This window comes from Pseudoalteromonas sp. CO325X, from assembly GCF_004208955.1.
GTDB lineage: Bacteria > Pseudomonadota > Gammaproteobacteria > Enterobacterales > Alteromonadaceae > Pseudoalteromonas > Pseudoalteromonas ruthenica.
The window spans coordinates 1-331 of sequence record NZ_SGPG01000040.1; the positions used below are offsets into that span (position 1 = coordinate 1).

1 tRNA gene is annotated in these 331 nt (G+C 44.1%); it reads left to right on the plus strand.

The window, feature by feature from the left end:
- Positions 1–256: 256 nt before the first annotated feature.
- Positions 257–329, plus strand: a tRNA-Lys gene (locus tag EXT46_RS18670).
- Positions 330–331 lie beyond the last annotated feature (2 nt).

Consider the following 331-nt stretch of genomic DNA (forward strand, 5'->3'; position numbering starts at 1 on the left):
CATTAGCTCAGTTGGTAGAGCAGTGGACTTTTAATCCATTGGTCGATGGTTCGAATCCATCATGACCCACCACTTTACATCATCAGCTACATGCGTAGCGCACTTTCAAATATTGAAAGACACCAGTTATGGGTCATTAGCTCAGTTGGTTGAACAGTCAACATCGAAATATTATTTTGATGGTCTGTGAAAGCGAGTCAGGACGACGAGCCGGAACACCGCTTCAGGATGAATTAATGGCATTAAAACTCGGTATGGGTCATTAGCTCAGTTGGTAGAGCAGTGGACTTTTAATCCATTGGTCGATGGTTCGAATCCATCATGACCCACC